We start from the raw sequence: 22,464 nt of genomic DNA on the forward strand, positions 1-22,464 counted from the left end.
GGTATTCATACACAACCGCTCAACGAGGAGCCGACATGTCCCTTCCCCCTCTCGACCCGGCCGCCGAACTCGCCCCGACCGGCACGATCCGCTCAGCCCCGCCCGCAGCCGGAGAACCGGCGGCGAGCCCGCCCGCGAACCGGCGACTGCTGCCCAGCCTGCTGATCGCCTCGCTCACCCTGTTCGCCACCTACGGCGGTCTCATCGCGATCCTCCTGCCCAGCCAGGTGCTGATGATCGACGAGGCGAACAAGGTCGGCAACCTCGCCGTCGTCACCACGATCTCCTTCGTGTTCACGCTGTTCGCGCAGCCGATTGTGGGCGCCTTGAGCGACCGCACGCGCTCGCGCTTCGGGCGCCGTGTGCCGTGGATGGTGCTCGGCGCCATCGTCGGCGGTGTCTTCCTGTTCGGCATGGGGTCCCTGACGGACATCCTCTGGATCACGGTGTTCTGGGTGATCATCCAGGTGGCGCTGAACTTCTTCCAGGCGCCCCTCACCGCGATCACCGCCGACCGCTTTCCGCGCTCGAAGCGCGGCGGAGCGAGCGCGATGATCGGACTCGGCACGCAGGTCGGCATGACGGTCGGCGTCATGCTCGCCGGTGCCTTCGCCGCGCAGATCGGCGTCGGCTACGCGGTGTTCGGTGGAGCCGTGATCGTGGTGGCGCTGCTGTTCGCGTTCGTGAACCGGGACTGGTCCTCGCGGCACGCTTCGGTCGATCCGTTCCGCTGGAGTGCGTTCTTCAGGGGCTTCTGGATCGATCCACGCCGTCACCCGGACTTCGCGTGGGCGTTCACGGCTCGCTTCCTGCTGATCCTCGGCTACTTCGTCGTCAGCGCCTACCAGCTCTACATGCTCACCGACTACATCGGGCTGCCGCTCGCAGATGCGCAGGGCGCCGTCGTCACCCTGACCCTCGTGGCCTTCGTCCCGACGCTGATCGCGATCGGCCTGTCCGGATGGTGGAGCGACAAGGTCGGTCGTCGCAAGGTGTTCATCTACGTCGCCTCCGCCGTGATGGTGGTGGGCCTGGCGATGCCCGTGCTGCAGCCGAACATGACGGGGATGATCCTGATGAGCATCATCAACGGCATCGGGTTCGGTCTGTACATGTCGGTGGATGCCGCGCTGATGACCGAAGTGCTGCCGAACGAGGGGGTGTCGGCGGGCAAGGACCTCGGCATCCTCAACGTCGCGACCAACGTGCCGCAGGCGCTGAGCCCGGCGATCGGCGGAGTCATCATCACGTCCCTCGGGGGCTATGCGATGCTCTTCATCTTCGCGATCGTGTTCGTGATCCTCGCCGCCGTCGCGACCGCACCGATCAAGGGAGTGCGCTGATGACCAGGAATGACCGGGAGAATGCTGTGATGACCGATACCGAGTTCGAGACGGCCGCCGATTTCGTCGAGGTGGACACCACCGCAGGACGGGTGCGTGGTCGCTGGCGCCCGACCACGGGAGGGCGGGGCAACCCGCGGACGGCGGCCTTCCTCGGCATCCCCTTCGCAGAGGCACCGACCGGCCCGTTGCGCTTCCAGGCTCCGGTGCCCAAGGCGCCGTGGGACGGCGTGCGGGACGCGCTCGAGTTCGCCGCCACCGCACAGCGCGGCGACCCAGGGGTGACGCTCATTCCCGAGCCGAGCATCGAGGGCGACTCCACGCTCAACGTGAACGTCTTCACCCCGAGCCCGGAGACCACTGAGCAGGTGACCGGTCTTCCGGTGCTCGTCTGGATCCACGGCGGCGGCTACTTCGCGGGCTCCCCGGCGAGCCCCTGGTACGACGGCCGGAACTTCAACCGCGACGGCGTGGTGACCGTGTCGCTCTCGTACCGTCTGGGATTCGACGGCTTCGGGTGGATCGAGGATGCGCCGTCGAACCGCGGTGTGCGCGACTGGCTGCTCGCCCTGGAGTGGGTGCAGCAGAACATCGCCCGGTTCGGCGGGGATCCGTCGCGGGTCACGATCGCCGGGCAGTCCGCCGGGGGTGGGGCCGTGCTGACCCTGCTCGGCATGGAGAAGGCGCAGCACCTGTTCCACGGGGTCTACGCGATCTCCGGAGCCCTCGCCGATGTGGCTCCGGCGCGCGCGGAGGAGTTCGGTCGGGGGCTCGCCGCGTCCGCCGGGGTGGAGCCGACCGTGGCCGGGTTCTCGTCCCTCGCCGAAGACCGCATCCTCGAACTGCAGAAGAAGGCCACCGAGCTCGGCCCCGATGCTCTCGGTAGCGTGGTGGAGGACGGCCTCCCGCTCGGCCCTGCCGTCGACGGCGATCTGCTCGTGCGTCCTACCCGGGAGTCGATCGCCGCGGGGGTCGGCGCGGACAAACCTCTCGTGCTCGGCGCGACCGATGACGAGTTCACCATGGTGTTCGCGGGGGCCGAGAAGAAGCTGCGCTGGGTGCCGCGGTCGCTTCTGTTGAACCGGCTCGGGCTGCCGAAGAGCGCGCGGAGGGCGTACCTGGCCGCCAACGCCGACATCACCGGACTCGGCAATGCCCGCGTGGGCGGTCGGCTGCTGACCGACCGCATGTTCCGCACGGCGCTGCTCAAGGTCGTGGCCGACCGCGGTGACGCGCCGACCTGGCTGTACCGGTTCTCCTGGCCGTCCGGACACTTCGGCTTCGCCGAGCACTGCCTCGACGTGCCGTTCTTCTTCGACTGCCTCGACGGTCCGGCCATGGAGCCGCTCGCCGGACCGAACCCTCCGCAGGAGCTGGCCGATGAGGTGCACGGGGCCGCCGTCGCCTTCATCACCACCGGCGACCCGGGCTGGCCGCGCCATCACGGGGCCGCGGGCATCGCGCGGGTCTACGACGTCCCCACGCGCGACGTCGCCGACGCCTATGCCTCCGTGCGACCGCTGCTCGGCTGACATCGGCCGACGCACCGGGGTGTCAGGCGACGTAGACCTTGCGCAGCGTCTCGGTGACGGTCCAGGTGGTGCGCATGCCGTCCGCGAGGCGCACCACCGAGCCGGGGCCGACCTCGAGGTCGGGCAGCCCGGACGAGGCGAACGCGATCGTGGCACGGCCCGTCAGCACGACGAAGACCTCGTCGGTCTCGGTGTCCGTGGCGGTGCCCGGCGTCATCTCCCAGATGCCCACCTCGACACCGCCGAGGGTCGCGAGCTCGTGCACGGCGGTGGTCGGAGCTCCGGCGATCACCTCGTCCGCGGGCAGAGGAGCATGCGCGAGGTCCAGGTCGATGGCATCCACTTCGCCGCCCGCAGCGAGGCCGCTCATGAGTCGAAGCCCATGCCGAGGGCGTCGAGCGTCTTGAGGAAGAGGTTGCGCTTGCCCTCGTTGTGGTCGGCTCGATCCATCGCCGCGCGCACCAGGTTGACGCCGATCGAGGCGGCGGGCTCGGGCGGGAACGGAATGGGCTTCTCCCGCACCATCCGCAGCTCGGTGCGCTCGGTCTCCTCGCCCGCGAGCTTGTCGAGCATCACGTCGGCGGCGAAGCGCGCCGCGCCCACGCCGAGACCCGTGAAGCCGGTGGCATAGGCCACGCGTCCCTTGCGCGCGGTGCCGAAGAACGCGCAGAACCGACTGGACGAGTCGATCGCGCCCGCCCACCGGTGCGTGAAGCGCAGGCCCGCGAGCTGCGGGAACGTGGTGAAGAAGTGCGAGGCGAGCCGGCGGTGGCTCTCGATGCGGTCCTCGTACTCCGGGCGCACCTTGCCGCCGAAGTGGTAGATCGCGTCGTAGCCGCCGAACAGGATGCGGTTGTCGGCGGTGAGGCGGTAGTAGTGGAACTGGTTCGCGCTGTCGGCGAGGCCCTGCCGGTTCGACCAGCCGATCGCGGCGAGCTGTTCCGTGGAGAGCGGCTCGGTCATCAGCACGTAGTCGTACACGGGCACGGTCATCAGGCGATTGCGCTTGAGGAGGGAAGGGAAGACGTTCGTGCCGAGCGCGACCGCATCGGCGACCACCCGGCCGTTCGGGGTGACGAGGGCGATGGGGCCGGACCCGTCGCCCTCGATCGCACGCACCAGGCTGTGCTCGTAGATCTCGACGCCGAGGTCGGCAGCCACACGTGCCAGCTCGACGCCGAGCTTCGCGGGGTGCACCATCGCACATCCTTCGCGGTCCCAGTCGCCGGCGAGGAACGTCTCCGAGTGCACCTCCGCCTGCACCGCCTCGCGGTCGAGGAATCCGGGTTCCTCGCGGAACCAGTCGACCTGGTGCGGTTCGACGGCGACGGCGAGCTGTCCGGTGCGCTCGAACTCGGCGTCCATGCCGTAGCGCGCGATCGTCTCCTCGATGCCGTCGAGGTTGGCGTGCCCCAGCTCTTCGAGCCGGTCGATCTCCTCCGGCCAGCGGTTCACACCGTTCTCGTGGCCGTGCGTCAGGCTCGACTCGCAGAAGCCCCCGTTGCGGCCGGACGCGGCCCACGCGATCCGCGACGCCTCCAGCAGGACGACGCGTCGTCCGGGGTCGCGTTCCTTGGCGCGCACGGCGGTCCACAGGCCGGCGTACCCACCGCCGACGATCGCGAGATCCGCGCGGATCGTCCCGTTCAGGGAGGGATGCGTCGGCCGATCGACGTCGTCGAGCCAGAACACGCGGAGAGCCGTCTCGCGCAGGGAGTCGTCGACGACTCCCTGCGGCGGACGTCGGCGTTCGAAGACGGTGGTGCCCATGTTCACTCCGATGTGAGGGGGGTGCGCCTCAGCGCGTTCCCCAGTTGTAGAGGTCTTTGTAGAGGCCCGCGTAGAGCAGGCTCTCGGTGTGCGCGATGCCGGGGATGGTCCGGATGCGGGTCGCGATCAGGTCGATCAGGTGCTCGTCGTCCTCACACACGGCTTCGACGAGGATGTCGAACGTCCCGAGCGTGACCACGACGTAGGCCAGTTCCGGGATGGTCGTGAGTTCTTCGGCGATGGTGCGGGGGTCGCCCGACACGCGGATGCCGATCATCGACATGCGCCGGAAGCCGAGCTGCATCGGATCGGTGACCGCGACGATCTGGATGACACCCGCCTCGGTCATCCGCTGCACGCGCTGCCGTGCGGCGGCCTCGCTCAGACCGACCTCGCGTGCGATCTCCGCGTAGGGACGGCGGCCGTCCTCCTGCAACAGTTCGACGATGCGCTTGGAGATGTCATCCAGCGCGGGCTGGGCAGGCTTCGAGCTCATGTGTCGATATTGTCAGCTATGACGCTGATCTGCAACTGATTCAGTTGAAATATCGGTCTGCATCTTCAGATTCCGCACCCGACGCGCTAGCATGACGCCATGCCCAGCACTCTTCTGAAGACCTCCGCTCCCTTGCAGAACTTCATCGGCGGACACTTCGTGCCCGCGAACGGCTCGGGGCGGATGCCGCTCATCGATCCTGCCACCGAGGAGATCTACGGGGAGTCGCCCGTCTCGGCCGCGGCCGACGTCGACGCCGCCTACGCCGCGGCGTCCGCGGCCTTCCCGCTCTGGCGCGACACGACGCCCGCCGACCGACAGCTCGCGCTGTTCCGCATCGCCGACGAGATGGAAGCCCGCGCGGAGGAGTTCGCCGACCTCGAATCGCAGGACACCGGCAAGCCGCGGGCGAGCCTCGTGGCCGACGAGATCATGCAGTCGGTCGATCAGCTGCGCTTCTTCGCAGGGGCCGCGCGGAGTCTCGAAGGACGAGCCGCAGCGGAGTACCTCGCCGGCCACACGTCGTTCGTCCGCCGCGAGCCCGTCGGTGTGATCGGACAGGTGACGCCCTGGAACTACCCGCTGAACATGGCCGTGTGGAAGATCGCCCCTGCGCTCGCCGCCGGCAACACCGTCGTGCTGAAGCCCGCTGAGTCCACTCCGCTGACGACGTTGCTGCTGGCGGAGATCGTCGCCCGGCACACGCCGGCCGGCACGCTGAACGTCGTGCTGGGCGATCGCGACACGGGTGTCGCGCTGGTGGAGCACCCGACCCCGCAGATGGTCGCGATCACCGGCTCGGTGCGTGCGGGGATGGCGGTCGCGCGGTCGGCGGCGAGCGACGTCAAGCGCGTGCACCTCGAACTCGGCGGGAAGGCGCCCGCGATCGTGTTCGCGGATGCGTCCCTCGAGAAGGCCGTGGAGGGCATCATCACGGGCGCCTTCTTCAACGCCGGACAGGACTGCACGGCCGCGACCCGCGTGCTGGTGCATGAGTCACGGCATGACGAGCTCATCGAGGCGCTCGTCGCGCGGGCGCGCAGCCATGCGCGCACGGGCGGTCCGCGGGAGGACGGCGTCCTCTACGGCCCGTTGAGCAGTGCCGCACAGCTCGCGCAGGTGCAGGGCTTCATCGACCGCCTCCCCGCGCACGCGAAGATCGAGACCGGTGGTCGCCGTCAGGGGGAACAGGGCTACTTCTTGGAGGCCACGATCGTGTCGGGCGTGCGGCAGGACGATGAGGTGGTCCAGGGAGAGGTCTTCGGGCCGGTCCTCACGGTGCAGTCGTTCTCGGAGGAGAGCGAGGCGTTGGAGATGGCGAACGATGTGCCGTACGCGCTCGCGTCCTCGGTGTGGACGACGGATCACGCCCGCGCGATGCGCTTCTCGCGCGACCTCGACTTCGGCTGCGTGTGGATCAACACCCACATCCCGTTCGTGTCGGACATGCCGCACGGAGGGTTCAAGCACTCGGGCTACGGCAAGGACCTCTCCCAGTACGGCTTCGACGACTACACCCGCATCAAGCACGTGATGAGCGCCCTCGACTGACGCCCACCCGCGCCGGAGGCCCTGCGATCAGGGTGCCAGCAGCTTCACGCGGCGGTGCTCGCAGAGGGTGAACCCGGGGCGCTCCTCGATCTTGATGGCGCCGTCTTCGATCCAGCCGTGGCGCGCGTAGAACGTGTCGGCACGCACGTTCCCGTCGAGCACCCACAGGTAGGCGCGCGCGTGTCCGGCGTCGGCCATGCGCTGTTCGGCGGCGTCGAGGAGCGCGTGTCCCGCGCCCGTCGACCAGGCGTCGGGATCCGCGTAGATCCCGTACACCTCGGCGTCGGCCAAGCCGTCGGGGTCGCGGCCGGAGCCGAACGACGTCCACCCGAGGATGCGGTCGTCGCGTTCGGCGACCAGGAGCCCGAGAGTCGTGGGCAGCGGATCCGTGATGAGGCGACGCCAGCCCGTCGCGCGTTCGGCGATGGAGAGCCCGTCGAGCACGGACTGGTCGATGAGCCCGCGGTAGGCAGCCTGCCAGGACCGTACGTGCACGCGAGCCACCTCGTCGGCGTCGTCGACGCCCGCTTCCCGGACCACCAGCGGACTCATCCGTCCACACTAGGGGAGGGGCGGAAGGCTTTCCGCGGCAGGGTGCGCCTCAGCTCACGTTCTTCTCGAGCCACGGCATGGGATCCACCGCGACCGTGTTGATGTGGACTTCGAAGTGCAGGCAGGAGCCGAACACGTACCCGGTCGATCCGACGTCGCCGATGTACTGACCGGCCTCGACGCAGTCGCCGACCTCGACCGCGCGGGTGCCGTAGTTCAGGTGCGAGTAGACGGTGCTCACGGCCTGGCCGTCGACGATGCTCTCGATCTGGATCGTCACTCCGTAGCCCTGATAGCTCTCGGTGGAGCGGGAGACGCAGCCCGTCATCGCGGCGTTGATCGGCGTGCCGACCCCCGCGGCGAAGTCCTGGCCGAGGTGCGACCGGCCGGGGCGGGAGGCGCCGAAGCCGTCGGTGAACGTGTAGGTCCCGTCGGCCATCGGCATCACGACGCGATCGGCGACGGGGATCTCCATGGCACTTCCGAGAGGCATGCCGGCGGCGATCGCGGCGGCGACGGCACGCGAACGCGTTTCCTTGATCTCCTCCGGCGTCGTCGCGGCGAAGTTCCCTCGAGGCGCGATCTCCGCGCGGATCTCGTCTGTCGACGTGTACGACTGCGCGAAGTCGCTCGCGGCGGTCGTGACTTCGGCGGAGGCGGCGGCGACCGAAGTGATCTCCGGGTTGAACGCGGGCAGTGCTGCCCCGGTGATCATCGCGCCGACCGCGAGTGTGGCTCCCACAGCCTTGGCCTTCGCCCACGGGCGCGTCGCTCGGCGGGGACGGATCCGCGGGGCCGAGGCCTTCCGCCGACGGGTCCGCGTCGCGCTCGGGGGCTGCGTCGGTTCCGGGGATGGCGTCGGGGGCTGCTCAGTCGGTTCCGGGGATGGCGCCGGTTCCGGGGATGGCGTCGGGGGCTGCTCGCGGGCGGCGCGCCGGCGGGACTCGGCCGGCGATGCCGGGGGCGATGCCGGGCGAGGGGTGTCCGTGCCCGGCGTGTTCTCGGTGCCGGTCGGCAGCTGTTCGGCGTTCGCGGAACGGCGCAGGTCGCGCCGCAGAAGCGGTCGAGGCGTGCCGGAGGTTTCTGTGGGGGCTTCCGAGGCGTCGTGAGCGCTCTCGGGCGGCAGGGAATTCGTGACGGGATCCTTCCGGAGGGGAGGTGTGCGTGGCGGGCGATCCCCCCGGATGCCGCCGTTACCGATCTGTAATCTAAGCGGCGAACCCCGAGAGCGTCAAATCGAGGGCGGAAAGGAGCGGCGAACCATCGACGAGTGCGACGCGATGTGGCATGCTTGCGGACACCGCGTCGAGGACGCGCGAGCGAGGGAGACGCCGGAACGCATGTCCAGACCACTCGCGGGACCGCAGGGCCTGCTCCGCACGCTCAACGGCCGCGCGATCCTGGAGGCCCTGGCGCGCAGCGGTCCGCAGACCCGCGCGGAGCTGATGTCGACGACCGGTCTCTCCCGCACCGCCGTCACCCAGGTGCTGCGGATGCTCGAAGGGGCAGGAGCCGTCGCCGCGGCCGGCGTGGATCGAGAGACCCGCGGACCCGCAGCCGGACGGGTCGCCCTGCATCCGCGACTCGGCTTCGCCGCCGCCGTGCACATCGACCACCACGCAGCGCATGTCGTCCTGGTCGACGCGAGCGGGACCGTGCGCGCCGAGCAGCACGCTGCGCTCACGTCCACCGAACACCGCGTCGCGCACATCGTCGACCTCGTCGACCGCTGCCGTCGTGCGGTCAAGGCGACGAAGGACGCCGTCCACCTGGCTGTCGTCGGCGTCCCCGGCATCGTCACCCCCGATGGCGGCATCCGGGATGACCTCGGCCCTGACGGCGGCGCCTTCCGCACCGCGCTCGCCACGGCCCTCGACTGCCCGGTCCGGATCGAGAACGACGTCAACCTCGCAGCCCTCGCCGAGCTCACCGCCGGTGCGGGTGGCGATCTCGCCAGCTTCGCGCTGCTCCTGCTCGACGACGGACTGGGAGCGGGCATCGTGGTCGACGGATCGTTGCACCGCGGATTCTCCGGTGTGGCGGGCGAGGTCATGTACCTGCCGCAGCCCCCGCTCCCGATCGGTGCACCCATCGTGAGCGATGCCGTCGTCCGCGATCTCGCTCTCAACGAGGGGTGCGACCCCGACGCCTCCCTGGCGGACCACCTCGAGGCCGCTGCGCGCGGGGACGCGGCCTCGGCCCGGGTCGTGGAGGAGATCGGACGACGCATCGTGCTCGTGGCCGGCAGCGTGGGCCTGGTGCTCGACCCCGAAGCCTTCATCCTGAGCGGCCGGGCAGCACACCCCGCGCTCGTGGCGGCGATCGAGCGCATCGCCGAGGAATACGCTGCGCAGCTCCCACTGCGATTCCTCGTCTCCTCGTTTGGGCCCGAGGCGCCGCTCGTCGGTGCCGTCGGCGAGGCGGCGTCCGCGCTCCGCGGCACCCTGTTCACCCGCATCCTCACGCCGGCCGCGAAGCCGGGACGCTGAGGATCGCCGCCCCTCCCCACCGCCCCTTTCCGACAGGATCACCGATGACCCTTCCCTCCGACCTCGCCGACCGTCTCGGCCTCGCCCCCGGCGCACGGGCGATCATCCTGAACGCGGATGACTTCGGCATGTGCCATGCGGCGAACACCGCCATCGTCGACCTCCTGGACGCCGGCCGGATCGACTCGGCGACCGTGATGGTGCCATGCTCGTGGTCCCCGGAGGCGCTCGCCTTCGCCGCCTCCCGCCCTGACCTCGACATCGGTGTGCATCTCGTGCTCACGAGCGAATGGTCTCGCTACCGGTGGCGGCCGCTCACCGGCACGGACACGAGCCTGGTCGACGCGGCGGGCTTCTTCCCGATGGACGTCGCGTCCGTCGAGCAGGCGGCGTCGGAGGAGGACGTGGCAGTCGAGCTCGCCGCCCAACTGCAGGCCGCGCTCGATGCCGGTGTCGATGTGACGCACCTCGACAATCACATGGGCTCCGTCTACGGACTCGTGACCGGACGCGACTTCCTCCGTCCGGTGTTCGAGCTCGCCGCGCGTCACGGGCTTCCGTTCCGGTTGCCGCGCAGCATGGACGGCGTGGGCGAGGACGCGGCCCTGCAGGCGACGCTCGATGCCGCAGCTGCCGCCGCCGATGCATCCGGCGTCGTGATCATCGACAGGTTGTGGTCGCATCCCTTCCCGCTCCTCGGGGAGAGCACGCCGGAGGAGGAGACCTACGAGCAGGTACGGGACGGCTTCATCGCCCTGTTGCGCGCCGTTCCGGCCGGCGTGACCGAGATCTACCTGCATCCGATGGTCGACGACGAGGAGCTGCGGTCAGCGGTCGACTTCAGCGCGACGAAGCGCGGCTATGAGTTGCGACTGCTCCGCGACCCCGCGGTGCTGCAGGCGATCGAGGATGAGGCGCTCGTGCGCGTCGGCTGGCGCGCCCTGCGTGACGTGCAGCGGGCAGGCGTCCGATGACCTCGGTGGGCGAGCGCCTGCGCGACCGCCGTCTCGAGGCGGCTCCGACCCGACGGCAGGCTATCGCGTTCGGAGCCTCCGGCTTCCCGACGCAGCTCATGGCGCAGACCTTCTCCGCGTTCGTCGTCTACTTCTACGTCTCGCACCTCGCGGTGCCGGCAGGGTGGGTGGCCGTGGCGATGATCGCCCACGGCATCCTGAACGCGGTGTTGAACCCCGTCGTGGGGGCGATCTCCGACCGGCTGCGCACCCCCTGGGGCCGTCGCATCCCGTGGATCGGGCTGGGCATCGTGCCGCTCGTCGTCGCGTTCACGCTGGTGTGGATGCCGCCCGAACTTCCCGTCGCCGGTCTCATCGTCTGGTTCCTCGTCGTCGTGGCCGTGTACGACATCGCCTTCGTCGTCGTGGTGCTGAACATCTCGGCACTGTTCCCCGAGATCTTCCGCACCACGGAGGAGCGCGCCCGCGGCAACGTCCCCCGGCAGATCTTCGCGATCCTCGGCATGGTCCTCGGCACGGCCGGCGCCCCCGCCCTGTACGGGGCTCTCGGATGGCCGGGTATGGCGCTCGTGCTCGGCGCGGTCTGCCTGGTGCTGCTCGCGTGGTCGTTCTTCGGCGGGATGATCGAGCGCCGGGTGCCCGAGGCGGCGTCGGAAGCCATGCGGTGGAAAGATCAGCTGACCTACACCTTCCGCAACCGGGCGTTCGTCCCCTACGTGCTGGGCTCGCTGTTCGTCCAGACCTCGATCGCGGTCATCCTGGCCGCGGTCCCCTTCTACGTGCGGTACTCGCTGCGCGCCGAGGAAGGGGAGGGGAGCCTGCTCCTCGGGGCGATCTTCGTCACGGCGATCCCCTCGATCGTGCTGTGGAGCGCGGTCGTCCGTCGTACGTCACCGCGCACCGCCGTGCTGTGGAGCGTCGCGGTGTTCGGCGTCGCCGTGCTCGGCTACCTCGCGCCGTCGACCGTGCTCGGGGCGTCGCTGGTCGGAGTCGCCGTGGGGGTCGGCGTCGGCGGACTGCTGCAGCTGCTCGAGGTGATGCTCGCGCAGATCATCGATGACGACGCCGTGCGCACCGGGCACCGACGGGAGGGCGCCTACTTCGGAGTGAACGGTTTCGTGGTGCGCGGTTCGGTCGTACTGCAGGCGGTCGTGGCCGCGGTGGTGCTGACGGCGTCGGGGTTCGACGCCACGCTCGGCGATGCCCAGCCCGAAAGCGTCGACGGGGGTATCCGTCTGATGCTCGCGGTCATCCCGCTCGGGTTCACCGCCCTCGCGTGGCTGTGCTTCTGGCTCTATCCGATCCGCACCCGCGACCTCTGAGCCCTAGAGGGACGCCGCCTTCCGCGCCTCCCAGCCCGTGCGCACCATCTCGTCGACGGTGTATCGCATGGTCCAGTCGAGGTCGCGCGCGGCGAGCTCCCCGGTGGCCACGATGCGGTCGGGGTCGCCAGGACGGCGGGGTCCGATCTCGGGGGTGAAGTCGATGCCGGTGACTCGGGCGACGGCATCCATGATCTGCGTGACGCTGAGTCCGTCGCCGGATCCGAGGTTGTATGCGGTCTCGATCGGTCGTCCGTCGGCGAGGCGCTGGGCGGCGGCGACGTGCGCTGCCGCGATGTCGCCGACGTGCACGTAGTCGCGCACGTTGGTGCCGTCCTCGGTGTCGTAGTCGTCGCCGAAGATCTTCGGCGTCCTGCCCTCGAGCAGTGCTTCGAACACGATCGGGAAGAGGTTATGCGGGCTCACGTCGTAGACCGTGGGGTCGGCCGAGCCCACGACGTTGAAGTACCGCAGCGAGGTGTGGCGCAGCGGGTGTGCGGAGTCGGCCGTCGCGATCGCCTGGTCGCGCAGCAGCCATTCCCCGATGAGCTTCGACTCTCCGTACGGACTGGCGGGCTTCTTCGCCGTGTCCTCGACGACCAGCGCGACATCAGGAGTGCCGAACACGGCGGCCGAGGAGGAGAACACGATGTTCGAGACGCCCGCGGCCTCCATGGCCTCGAGGATGATCCGGGTGCCCTCGACGTTCTGGGCATAGGTGTGCAGGGGGCGCTGCACCGACACGCCCGCGTACTTGTACCCGGCGACGTGGATCACGCCTTCCGCGTCGTGGTCGCGCAGCGCTTTCTCGACGAGCGCGCGGTCGAGGATGCTGCCCCGCACGAACGGGACGCCCTCGGGCACGAACGGTGCGACCCCGCTGGACAGGTCGTCGAGGACGACGGGGGTCATCCCGGCGCTCGCGAGGGCGCGGACGACGTGGGCACCGATGTAGCCGGCACCGCCGGTGACGATCCAGGACACTGCATTCCTCTCCTGCCGCGAATCCTCGCGGCCCGATGGATCATTCTGTCAGGCGTCGCGGTGAGGTCCCGCAGAAGGGGTGACGGTGAACAGGTGCGGTCCCGCGAACCGGGCCGCGACGAAGGCCGCGTTCACCGCTGCGGACACGGTCTCGACGGCATCCTTTTCGATCAACGCGATCGCCGCACCGCCGAAGCCGCCGCCGGTCATCCGCGACCCCAGTGCCCCCGCCGCGAGTGCGGTGTCGACCGCGGTGTCGAGCTCGGGGGTCGAGATCTCGAAGTCGTCACGCATCGACGCGTGCGAGGCGATGAGCAGGTCGCCGATGGCCCGCGCGCCGTCCGTGCGGAGCGTGTGCACCGTGTCGACCACGCGCTGGTTCTCCGTCACGACGTGCCGCACACGGCGGAAGGTCTCCTCGTCCAGTTGTTCGCGGGCGCGGGGCAGGTCGGCGACCGACACGTCGCGCAGTGCGGGCACTCCCAGGGCTGCGGCTCCGCGCTCGCAGGAGGCGCGACGATCGCGGTAGCCACCGGTGGAGTGGGCGTGCTTCACGCGGGTGTCGATCACGAGGATGGCGAGGCCTGCCTCGGCGATGCCGAGCGGCACGAGTTCAGTCTCGAGCGAACGGCAGTCGAGGAAGAGAGCGGTGTCGGGTGCTCCCAGCATGGACGCCATCTGGTCCATGATCCCGGTGGGTGCGCCGACGGCTTCGTTCTCCGCCCGTCGTCCGATCCGGGCGAGGGCTCTGCCGTCGAGGCCCGTGCCCCACAGCTCGTCGAGCGCGGAGGCCGTCGCTCCCTCGATCGCCGCGGAAGAAGAGAGTCCGGCTCCCACCGGCACATCGGAGGCGATCGCGATGTCGACACCACGGAACGGGCCGTCACCGGGCGCGGCCTGGCGCAGCGCCCACGCGACGCCGAGCGGGTAGGCCGCCCATTCGGGAACGGCAGGAGACGCGCCGGGCGCGGTCGGGAAGAGCCGGTCGAGTTCGTCGAGGCCGACCTCGACCGGATCGGAGGCGAAACGGGAGCTGACCCGCACGCGGCCACGGTCGTCGTCGCGGCGGCCGACCGCGGCGAAGGTTCTCTGCGGGATGGCGAACGGCAGGACGAAGCCGTCGTTGTAGTCGGTGTGCTCGCCGATGAGGTTCACGCGGCCGGGCGCGGACCAGACGCCGTCCGGTCGCCGTCCCGTGAGCTCGGTGTAGAGCGCTCGCGCGTCGTCGTGGGCCGTGGTCATGCGGATGCTCCTTCTCCCGTGGTGGTCGGCGACGCGCGCTCGATGGCCTCGCGCAGGCGAGCGGCCCCTACTTCCGGCGGGACTTCGGCGGCCCAGGCCCACATCGCGGCCTCGGAGCCGGCCAGGAATTTCAGTTTGTCGGCGGCGCGGCGCGGACTCGTGAGTTGCAGGTGCAGGCGCACGGTGTCGCGTCCGACGTGCACCGGTGCCTGATGCCAGGCGGCGATGTAGGGGGTGGGGGAGTCGTAGAGGGCGTCGACGCCGCGCAGCAGGCGCAGGTAGAGCGGAGCCAGCTCGTCGCGCTCGGCCGCGGTCGTCTCGGCGAGGTCGGGAACGTGGCGGTGCGGCATCAGATGCACCTCGAGCGGCCAGCGGGCGGCGAACGGCACGAAGGCGGTCCAGTGCTCGCCGCGGAGGACGACGCGCTCCGACGCCTGCTCGGATTCGAGGATGTGCTGGAACAGGTCGGGGGCCGTCCGGTCGATCGACTCCAGGACGCGGGTCGTGCGGGGAGTCACGTACGGGTACGCGTAGATCTGGCCGTGCGGATGCGGCAGGGTCACGCCGATCGCCTCACCGCGGTTCTCGAACGGGAAGATCTGCTCGATGCCGGGCAGTGTCGACAGGGCAGCGGTGCGGTCCGCCCAGGCCTCGATCACGGTGCGTGCGCGGGTCTCGGACTGCGTGCCGAAGGAGCCGGAGTGCTCGGGGCTGAAGCACACGACCTCGCAGCGTCCGATGGCGGCACGGGTGCGGCCGAGGCCGAGCGCGGAGAGGTCGTCCCGTCCGCGCGGTGCATTGGGCGCCTGGGGGGCACCGCCGACGGCTTCGCTGAGCGCGGGGCCGAACGCGGGGGAGCGGTTCTCGAACACCGCGACGTCGTATCGCGAAGGGACCTCGGACGGGTTCCCGGGGGTCTGCGGCGCCAGGGGGTCGGCGTCGGCGCCGGGCATCATCACGCGGTTCTGTCGATTCGCGGCCACCGTGATCCAGTCGCCGGTGAGCACGTCGAGGCGCATGGTCGCGGTGTCGGGGCGCGGGTCGAGCACGCGGGCGTCGACCGCCCGCTCGGCGCCCAGAGTCGTGCCGGGTTCGTCGTAGTAGAAGAGGTCGCGGCCGTCGGCGAGGGTGGTGGTGCGTTTGACGACGCCGGCGCCGAGGGCCTCGGTGCGCAACTCAGGAAGATCGTGCGTGTTCACGTAAACATGGTACGCACAGGGCCGTGATAACGTCAACATGACGGAGTTGTGAACCGGTGGACGGAGAGACAGGGTGAGCGAGCGCGGCGAGGTCGAGGGCCTTAGGGCCGATCGGCGGCGCCCCTCCACGGGGCGCGTGTCGATGGCCATGGTCGCCGTCCGCGCCGGGGTCTCGGGACAGACTGTCTCGCGCGTCGTCAACGGCAGCCCGCGGGTCGACCCCGACACCCGTACCCGCGTTGAGCGTGCGATGGCGGAACTCGGCTATCGACCCCACCGCGCCGCTCGGGCGTTGCGCACCGGCCGTTCGCAGACCATCGGACTCGTCGTCACCACCCTCGCCACGGTCGGCAACTCACGGATGCTGCAGGCCACCGCCGAAGCCGCGGCCGAACGCGGGTACGCCCTCACGCTCGTGACCGCTGCCGCCGATGTCGCCGAGGCCTTCGATCGACTCGCCGAGCAAGAGGTCGACGGTGCGATCGTGCTGAACGAGGCCTCGGCGCTCGTCCCCGGTGCACAGCCGCCCGCCGGACTGCGCCTGGTCGTGGTGGACGCCCCGACCGAAGCGGGGTTCGCGTCCGTGCACAGCGATCATGCCGGTGGTGCCTCCGCTGCCACGGCCCGACTGCTCGCTCTCGGCCACGACACGGTGCACCACCTCGCGGGACCAGCCGACTCCTTCGCCGCAATCGAGCGTGAGCGCGGATGGCGCGAGACCCTCGTGACCGCCGGAGTCCGCCCGCCCCCGGTGGTCCGCGGCGACTGGAGTGCGGACTCGGGGTATGCAGCGGGCGGGGAGTTGCGGGCGGCGTCCGCTGTCTTCTGTGCCAACGATCAGATGGCGCTCGGCCTGCTGCGCGCGCTCGCCGAAGCGGGGCGACGGGTGCCGGACGACGTCGGGGTCATCGGGTTCGACGATGTGCCGGAGGCGGCGAACTACCGTCCTCCGCTGACCACGATCCGCCAGGACTTCGCGGTTCTCGCACACCGGGCCGTGTCGTCGCTCGTCGCGGCGATCGAGGGTGCTGCGGGAGATGCGGTGTCCGTCGTCGTCCCGACGGAGCTCGTCGAGCGCGCCAGCACATCCTCGCGCTGACGCGTCCCCGCTTCTTTCTCCCACCCCTTCCCCCCCGCTCCCTCCTCCCGACGCCCCTCCTGTGTCGAGACCCCCTCCTGTCGTCGACGCCCCCTCCTGACGTCGTGCGCGCGAGGGGGTCTCGGCGCGCACGGGGGGCGTCGACGGAAGTGGTGAGGCTGGATCGGGATCCCGGACCGGAGCGGGGCTGCCGGGCCGGAGCGGGGCGCGGGGCCGCCGGGTCGGATTGCGTGGTTGCACTCGGGCGGAAGCTCATGACATGATCTCGGAAAGCGCTTTCCGGTCCTGTGGATCGGAACCACGACCAGCCGCCCGAGACAGAAACGGAACACCATGGCACAGGCGAACACCCGCGAGATCGGGATCATCATGAACGGCGTCTCGGGGCGCATGGGCTATCGGCAGCACCTCGTGCGCTCGATCCTCGCGATCCGCGATCAGGGCGGCATCGAGTTGTCCGACGGCTCCCGCATCACCGTGAAGCCGATCCTCGTCGGCCGCAACGAGTCCAAGCTCGCCGAGCTCGCCGCGAAGCACGGCATCGAGGACTGGACGACCGACCTCGCCGCCGCGCTCGCTGACCCCCGGTGGGAGATCTACGCCGACTTCCTGGTGACCAAGGCCCGTGCCACCGCGATCCGCAAGGCCATCGCCGCGGGCAAGGCGATCTACACCGAGAAGCCCACCGCCGAGTCGCTCGAGGAGGCACTCGAACTCGCGCGCCTCGCGAAGGAAGCCGGCGTGAAGACCGGGGTCGTGCATGACAAGCTCTACCTGCCGGGCCTGCAGAAGCTCAAGCGCCTGATCGACTCGGGCTTCTTCGGTCGCATCCTCTCGGTGCGCGGCGAGTTCGGGTACTGGGTCTTCGAGGGCGACTGGCAGCCCGCGCAGCGCCCGAGCTGGAACTACCGCACGGAAGACGGTGGCGGCATCATCACCGACATGTTCCCGCACTGGAACTACGTGCTGGAGAATCTCTTCGGCGAGGTCAAGAGCGTCTACGCGCAGGCGGCCGTGCACATCGCCGACCGCTGGGACGAGCAGGGCGAGCACTACACGGCGACGGCCGAGGACGCGGCCTACGGCATCTTCGAGATCGAGGGCGGCGTGATCGCCGAGATCAACTCCTCCTGGACCGTGCGCGTGAACCGGGACGAGCTCGTCGAGTTCCAGGTCGACGGCACCCACGGATCCGCGGTGGTCGGGCTGTTCGGCGCGAAGATCCAGCCCCGAAACGCCACCCCCAAGCCGGTGTGGAACCCTGATCTCGAAGACACCCGCGACTACGACGCGGACTGGCAACAGGTGCCGACCAACGATGTCTTCCTCAACGGCTTCCGCCAGCAGTGGGAGGAGTATCTGGTGTCGTACGTCGAGGGCACCGACTACCCGTTCGACCTGCTCGCGGGCGCCCGTGGAGTGCAGTTCGCCGAGGCCGGTCTGACCTCCAGCGCCGAGGGCCGCAAGATCGCCCTCGAGTCGTTGACCCTGGATTGAGGCGCACGATGGCCACGCTCCGACTCCTGCACCCGACAGGCGCGACCACCGACGTCGCTCTCAACGATGTCGGTGCCTGCACGCGTCCGACCGCACCGCTGCGGAGCCGCGTCGCATACGCCGCCGCACACGTCGTGCCCAAGGTGCACGCCGACAACACCCCCGGGCAGCCCGCCGACATCGACTGGGACGCCACGCTCGCGTTCCGCCGCAACGTGTTCTCCTGGGGGCTCGGCGTCGCCGATGCGATGGACACCGCGCAGCGCAACATGGGCTTGGATGCCGCGGCCACGCGGGAACTGATCGCTCGCAGCGCTGAAGTCGCCCGCGAGGAAGGCGGCTCGGTGGTGGTCGGCGTCAACACCGACCACATCGCCGAGTCGGAGATCTCCCTCGACCAGGTGATCACGGCCTACACCGAACAGCTGCACTTCGCAGAGGAGCACGGGGCCGGTCCTGTGCTGATGGCGTCCCGGCACCTCGCCCGCGCGGCGACGGATGCCGCGGACTACCGTCGCGTCTACCGCGAGGTGCTGTCCCGGGCGACGACCCCCGTCGTGCTGCATTGGCTCGGAACCGCCTTCGACCCTGCGCTCGCCGGCTACTTCGGGGCAGACGGCTGGCAGGAGGCATCCGAGGTGCTGCTGCAGATCATCGCCGAGAATCCGGGGAAGATCGCGGGAGTGAAGATGAGTCTGTTGAACGCCGAGTCCGAGATCTCGGTGCGCGCACGGCTTCCCGAAGGCGTGCGGATGTTCACGGGCGACGACTTCAACTACGTCCGTCTGATCGGGGGCACAGCGGAAGGGATGACGCCGGGCGATGACATGCACTCCGACGCCCTCCTCGGCGCGTTCGCGGCGATCACCCCGGTGGCTTCGGCGGCGATCCAGGCTCTGGACGCCGGTGACCAGGAGGAGTATCTGCGCATCCTGGGCCCGACCGAAGCGCTCAGCCGGCAGGTCTTCGCCGCCCCCACGTTCTATTACAAGACGGGCGTGGCCTTCCTCGCCTGGCTGAACGGGCATCAGCCCGCGTTCCAGATGGTCGGTGGCCTGCATTCCGCACGCAGCCTGCCGCATCTGAGTCGCATCGTCGAGCTTGCGAACACCTCGCTCGCGCTGGAGCAGCCCGACCTCGCACAGCAACGGTGGCACCGCATGCTGCGCGTGAACGGAGTGGACGCATGAGCCCTTCTTCGCAGATCCCCGACCCGCGGCTGTCGATCAACCAGGCGACGATCAAGCATGCCGATCTCGCCACCGCGCTGCGGGTCACGGCAGACGCGGGAGTGCGATCGATCGGCCTCTGGCGGGAGCCCGTGCATGCGGTCGGCCTCGACGTCGCTGCGCGGATGCTGTCCGACTCGGGTCTGCGCTTCTCGACGCACTGCCGGGGCGGCTTCTTCACCCTGCCGGCCGGTGCGGACCGGGAAACGGCGTTGGATGACAACCGCAGGGCGATCGAGGAGACCGCGACGCTGGCCGCGGCCGGTGCGGAAGGCTCGACCGCCGTGCTCGTGCTCGTCGCGGGCGGATTGCCTGCGGGATCACGCGACCTGATCGGAGCGCGGGAGCGGGTGCGCGATGCGATCGGTGTCCTCGCTCCCGAGGCGGAGGCGGCGGGGGTGACGCTCGCGATCGAGCCGCTGCATCCGATGTACGCGTCGGATCGCGCCGTCATCTCGACGCTCGGGCACGCACTCGACATCGCCGCTGACTTCGCGCCCGAGGTGGTCGGGGCCGCCGTCGATACGTTCCACATCTGGTGGGATCCGCAGGTGCTCGAACAGATCGCGCGGGCGGGCAGGGAGAACCGGATCGCGACCTATCAGGTGTGCGACTGGAAGACACCCCTCGCCGCCGACGTGCTGCTCTCCCGGCACTACACAGGAGACGGGGTGATCGACTTCGGCTCACTCACCCGTGCGGTCGTCGCGACCGGGTACGACCGCGACATCGAGGTCGAGATCTTCAACGCCGAGATCTGGGCGGATACCCCGGAGAGCGTCGTACGCCGCACGGCGGAGACGTTCGCGGCCGCCGTCTCTCCGCACCTCGCATGAGGTCCGATCCGGAGGTTCGGCGTACCATCTGTCGGGAGCGCGCACGGATGCAGGGCGCACGGGCGGCTTTCCGTCCGACATCCATGCATCGGCCCGACATCCGTGCATGGGGCGTCGGTGCGTCGGCGGGCCGCGGGGCGGGGAAGTAGGATCTGGGGCATGACAGAGCCCGCATCGTCGGCGGAGCGGCCGGCGCCGACCAGGGCCCAGCGTCACACGCGGGGACCCGCACCCACCCTGCACGACGTGGCTCGCGAGGCCGGTGTATCGCTTGCGACCGCCTCCCGTGTGCTCAACGGATCGGAGCGCAAGGTCGCCGAGTCGTTCCGTGAGCGTGTCGAAGCGGCGGCCGCGGAACTGGGCTACACCGCGAACGTCTCCGCCCAGGCGACCGCGCGTGGCACCTCGCCCGTCATTGCCCTGCTCGTCGCCGACATCGCCGACCCCTACTTCGGTCTGATCGCCTCGGGGGTGGCGCGCGGTGCCGACGAGCACGGGCTCGTCGTCACGGTCGCCATCACCGACCGTGATCCGGCCCGGAAGGCGCGCATCGTCCGAGCTCTGCGGGGTCAGCGGCCGCGGGGCCTGATCCTCGCCGCCTCCGGCACGCAGGAGCCGATCGAGGCCGATGTCGCCCATGACCTCGCCGAGTTCTCGCGTCTGGGCGGCAGGGTGGTCGCCTTCGGGCCGGGCTCCGGCGTGGAGCGGAGTATCGAGATCGACAACCGCTCCGGAGCCGAGGCGCTGGGACGACGGATGGCCGAGCGGGGGTATCGCTCGGCGATCGCGCTCGGTGCCGCCGAGGGCGTGTGGACCTCGGATGATCGTCTGGCCGGGTTCCGCGCCGGATTCGAGGCTTCAGGAGGAGCTGTCGTGCGCACGCTGCGTGGCGGCTTCCTCCGTGAATCAGGCGCGGAGAGTATGGCCGCGGCGCTCGCCGATGGTGTGCCCACCGGCACCCTGGTCTTCGCGATCACCGATGTCGTCGCGATCGGCGCGATGTCCGCGATCCGCGACGCCGGTCGGGAGATCGGCGCCGACATCGCGGTCTGCGGCTTCGACGACGTGCCCGCGAGCAGCGACGTCTCCCCGGCACTGACGACGGTGCGTGTGCCGCTGAGCGAGGTCGGCTATCAGGCCTTCCGTGCGACGGTGGATGCGGACTGGGAGCAGGCGCCGCTGCCGCTCGACGTGGTCGTGCGCGCCAGCACCCCGGGAGTCCCGCGGTGACCCGGGTCGTGCTGGCCCCGGACAGCTTCAAAGGCACGATCACGGCAGCCGATGCTGCGGCGGCGCTCGCCGAAGGATGGGCGTCCGTCGACCCCACGGCGGAGTTCGTGCACCGGCCCATGGCGGACGGCGGCGAGGGCACCGTGTCGGCGTTCGAGGCCGCGGTTCCGGGGGCCGTGCGGATGCCGGTCACGGTCGACGGGCCTGCGGGGCGCCGGATCGAGACCTCCTGGCTGCTGCTTCCCCCGACCGAGGATGCTCCCGCAGGGACGGCTGTCGTCGACCTCGGCTCGACATCGGGCATCGAGTTGCTGACGGAGCTGCGCCCCTGGGACGCGGACACCGCCGGGTTCGGGCAGGCCATGGCCGCCGCACTCGATCACGGGGTCTCGCGCCTCGTCGTCGGGATCGGCTCGAGCGCATCGACTGACGGCGGCACCGGCATGCTGTCGGCACTGGGGGCGCGGTTCCTCGATGCCGCGGGCGCTCCTGTTGCTCCGGGTGCACGGGGGCTCGGAGACATCGCCGCGGTCGACCTCTCCGGACTGCGCCCGGCTCCGGAGGTACGCGTGCTCACCGACGTAACGAACCCGCTCGTCGGTCCGCGCGGGGCCGCCGCGGTGTTCGGCCCGCAGAAGGGACTGCGCACCCCCGACGACATCGTCCTCGTCGACGACGGGCTGCGCCGGCTCGCCGCACTGCTCGGCGTCGATCCGGACGGCGCGGGCAACGGCGCGGCCGGAGGGACCGGTGCCGCCCTGGTGGTGTGGGGCGGAGTCCTCGCTCCCGGCGCATCCGAGGTCGCGGAACTCATCGGGTTGGCCGAGGCGATCGCCGAGGCCGATGTGGTCATCACCGGGGAGGGGTCCTACGACGGGCAGTCCGGCGACGGCAAGGTGCCCTCCTACCTCGCGGGTCTCGCCGCTGAGGCCGGGACGCGCGCGATGGTCGCGGCCGGTCGCATCACCGAGGATGCGGATACCGCGCTGTTCGCGGCATCCGCCTCACTCACCGAGCTGGCCGGCTCGTCCGACGCGGCCCTCGCCGAACCGGCGCGCTGGCTGCGCGAGGCCGGCACCGTGCTGGCCCGTTCCGCCGCAGCCTGAGACGTCGCCCGCG

The 22,464-nt window shown here is 70.3% G+C and carries 20 protein-coding genes; 12 read left to right on the forward strand and 8 right to left on the reverse strand.

The genetic code is table 11. The features are described from left to right. Nucleotides 1–35: 35 nt before the first annotated feature. Together KV397_RS02130 and KV397_RS02135 are read left to right on the forward strand one after the other, a co-directional pair. Nucleotides 36–1,343: an MFS transporter gene (locus tag KV397_RS02130; protein WP_261812050.1), complete on the forward strand. Its 1,308-nt coding sequence runs from the start codon at nucleotides 36–38 to the stop codon at nucleotides 1,341–1,343. 29 nt (nucleotides 1,344–1,372) lie between these two features. Next, on the forward strand, nucleotides 1,373–2,875 hold the full coding sequence (locus tag KV397_RS02135) for a carboxylesterase/lipase family protein (RefSeq protein ID WP_261812051.1): 1,503 nt from the start codon (nucleotides 1,373–1,375) through the stop codon (nucleotides 2,873–2,875). 22 nt (nucleotides 2,876–2,897) lie between these two features. Here KV397_RS02135 and KV397_RS02140 read toward each other — a convergent pair whose 3' ends face one another. The 3 genes from KV397_RS02140 to KV397_RS02150 are packed head-to-tail and all read right to left on the reverse strand — an operon-like array spanning nucleotide 2,898 to nucleotide 5,141. Further along, entirely contained in the window at nucleotides 2,898–3,245 is a 348-nt protein-coding gene (locus KV397_RS02140) for a cupin domain-containing protein (RefSeq protein WP_261812052.1), read from the reverse strand. Next, the gene (locus KV397_RS02145; RefSeq protein WP_261812053.1) at nucleotides 3,242–4,645 is read right to left on the reverse strand and encodes an NAD(P)/FAD-dependent oxidoreductase; all 1,404 of its coding nucleotides are present in this window, start codon (nucleotides 4,643–4,645) and stop codon (nucleotides 3,242–3,244) included. The genes KV397_RS02140 and KV397_RS02145 overlap by 4 nt, the downstream gene beginning before the upstream one ends. Nucleotides 4,646–4,673: 28 nt before the next feature. Beyond that, on the reverse strand, nucleotides 4,674–5,141 hold the full coding sequence (locus KV397_RS02150; protein WP_047520308.1) for an Lrp/AsnC family transcriptional regulator: 468 nt from the start codon (nucleotides 5,139–5,141) through the stop codon (nucleotides 4,674–4,676). A 99-nt stretch (nucleotides 5,142–5,240) separates the two neighbouring features. On the opposite strand from KV397_RS02150, the gene KV397_RS02155 reads away from it, so the two are divergent. Further along, nucleotides 5,241–6,692, forward strand: coding sequence for a gamma-aminobutyraldehyde dehydrogenase (locus KV397_RS02155; protein WP_261812054.1), 1,452 nt, complete (start codon nucleotides 5,241–5,243; stop codon nucleotides 6,690–6,692). A gap of 27 nt (nucleotides 6,693–6,719) precedes the next feature. On the opposite strand, the gene KV397_RS02160 is transcribed toward KV397_RS02155, so the two are convergent. Together KV397_RS02160 and KV397_RS02165 are read right to left on the reverse strand one after the other, a co-directional pair. Then, nucleotides 6,720–7,244: a GNAT family N-acetyltransferase gene (locus tag KV397_RS02160; protein ID WP_261812055.1), complete on the reverse strand. Its 525-nt coding sequence runs from the start codon at nucleotides 7,242–7,244 to the stop codon at nucleotides 6,720–6,722. 49 nt (nucleotides 7,245–7,293) lie between these two features. Next, on the reverse strand, nucleotides 7,294–7,986 hold the full coding sequence (locus tag KV397_RS02165) for a M23 family metallopeptidase (protein WP_227991809.1): 693 nt from the start codon (nucleotides 7,984–7,986) through the stop codon (nucleotides 7,294–7,296). Between the two features lie 598 nt (nucleotides 7,987–8,584). On the opposite strand from KV397_RS02165, the gene KV397_RS02170 reads away from it, so the two are divergent. The 3 genes from KV397_RS02170 to KV397_RS02180 are packed head-to-tail and all read left to right on the forward strand — an operon-like array spanning nucleotide 8,585 to nucleotide 12,029. Further along, nucleotides 8,585–9,733 carry an ROK family transcriptional regulator gene (locus tag KV397_RS02170; protein WP_261812056.1) on the forward strand — a complete coding sequence of 383 codons (1,149 nt, stop codon included), beginning with the start codon at nucleotides 8,585–8,587 and terminating at the stop codon, nucleotides 9,731–9,733. Nucleotides 9,734–9,777: 44 nt separating this feature from the next. Next, nucleotides 9,778–10,707 (forward strand): polysaccharide deacetylase family protein, encoded by a 930-nt coding sequence (locus KV397_RS02175; RefSeq protein WP_248570372.1) that lies wholly within the window; start codon nucleotides 9,778–9,780, stop codon nucleotides 10,705–10,707. Next, nucleotides 10,704–12,029, forward strand: coding sequence for an MFS transporter (locus KV397_RS02180; protein ID WP_232763377.1), 1,326 nt, complete (start codon nucleotides 10,704–10,706; stop codon nucleotides 12,027–12,029). The genes KV397_RS02175 and KV397_RS02180 overlap by 4 nt, the downstream gene beginning before the upstream one ends. A gap of 3 nt (nucleotides 12,030–12,032) precedes the next feature. On the opposite strand, the gene galE is transcribed toward KV397_RS02180, so the two are convergent. From galE to galT, 3 genes are read right to left on the reverse strand one after another with little or no spacing between them, the layout of a single operon-like run. Next, a complete protein-coding gene (gene galE, locus KV397_RS02185) occupies nucleotides 12,033–13,013 on the reverse strand; it encodes a UDP-glucose 4-epimerase GalE (RefSeq protein ID WP_153242932.1) in 981 nt (326 codons plus the stop codon). A gap of 48 nt (nucleotides 13,014–13,061) precedes the next feature. Beyond that, nucleotides 13,062–14,255, reverse strand: a complete 1,194-nt coding sequence (galK, locus tag KV397_RS02190; protein WP_261812057.1) for a galactokinase — start codon at nucleotides 14,253–14,255, stop codon at nucleotides 13,062–13,064. Continuing rightward, a complete protein-coding gene (gene galT, locus KV397_RS02195; RefSeq protein WP_261812058.1) occupies nucleotides 14,252–15,454 on the reverse strand; it encodes a galactose-1-phosphate uridylyltransferase in 1,203 nt (400 codons plus the stop codon). The genes galK and galT overlap by 4 nt, the downstream gene beginning before the upstream one ends. 142 nt (nucleotides 15,455–15,596) lie before the next feature. On the opposite strand from galT, the gene KV397_RS02200 reads away from it, so the two are divergent. From KV397_RS02200 to KV397_RS02225, 6 genes are all read left to right on the forward strand, one after another. Continuing rightward, nucleotides 15,597–16,553: a LacI family DNA-binding transcriptional regulator gene (locus KV397_RS02200; protein WP_261812059.1), complete on the forward strand. Its 957-nt coding sequence runs from the start codon at nucleotides 15,597–15,599 to the stop codon at nucleotides 16,551–16,553. Nucleotides 16,554–16,886: 333 nt separating this feature from the next. After that, entirely contained in the window at nucleotides 16,887–18,050 is a 1,164-nt protein-coding gene (locus tag KV397_RS02205; protein ID WP_261812060.1) for a Gfo/Idh/MocA family protein, read from the forward strand. An 8-nt stretch (nucleotides 18,051–18,058) separates the two neighbouring features. Next, nucleotides 18,059–19,240: a dihydrodipicolinate synthase family protein gene (locus tag KV397_RS02210; RefSeq protein ID WP_131492226.1), complete on the forward strand. Its 1,182-nt coding sequence runs from the start codon at nucleotides 18,059–18,061 to the stop codon at nucleotides 19,238–19,240. Next, nucleotides 19,237–20,115, forward strand: a complete 879-nt coding sequence (locus KV397_RS02215; protein WP_153242929.1) for a sugar phosphate isomerase/epimerase family protein — start codon at nucleotides 19,237–19,239, stop codon at nucleotides 20,113–20,115. Before KV397_RS02210 ends, KV397_RS02215 begins: the two co-directional genes overlap by 4 nt. Before the next feature lie 159 nt (nucleotides 20,116–20,274). Continuing rightward, nucleotides 20,275–21,345 carry a LacI family DNA-binding transcriptional regulator gene (locus KV397_RS02220; protein WP_232763383.1) on the forward strand — a complete coding sequence of 357 codons (1,071 nt, stop codon included), beginning with the start codon at nucleotides 20,275–20,277 and terminating at the stop codon, nucleotides 21,343–21,345. Beyond that, nucleotides 21,342–22,451: a glycerate kinase gene (locus KV397_RS02225; protein WP_261812061.1), complete on the forward strand. Its 1,110-nt coding sequence runs from the start codon at nucleotides 21,342–21,344 to the stop codon at nucleotides 22,449–22,451. The genes KV397_RS02220 and KV397_RS02225 overlap by 4 nt, the downstream gene beginning before the upstream one ends. Nucleotides 22,452–22,464 lie beyond the last annotated feature (13 nt).

Origin of the sequence: Microbacterium aurugineum (assembly GCF_023101205.1) — a bacterium.
Taxonomy (GTDB): Bacteria; Actinomycetota; Actinomycetes; order Actinomycetales; family Microbacteriaceae; genus Microbacterium; species Microbacterium aurugineum.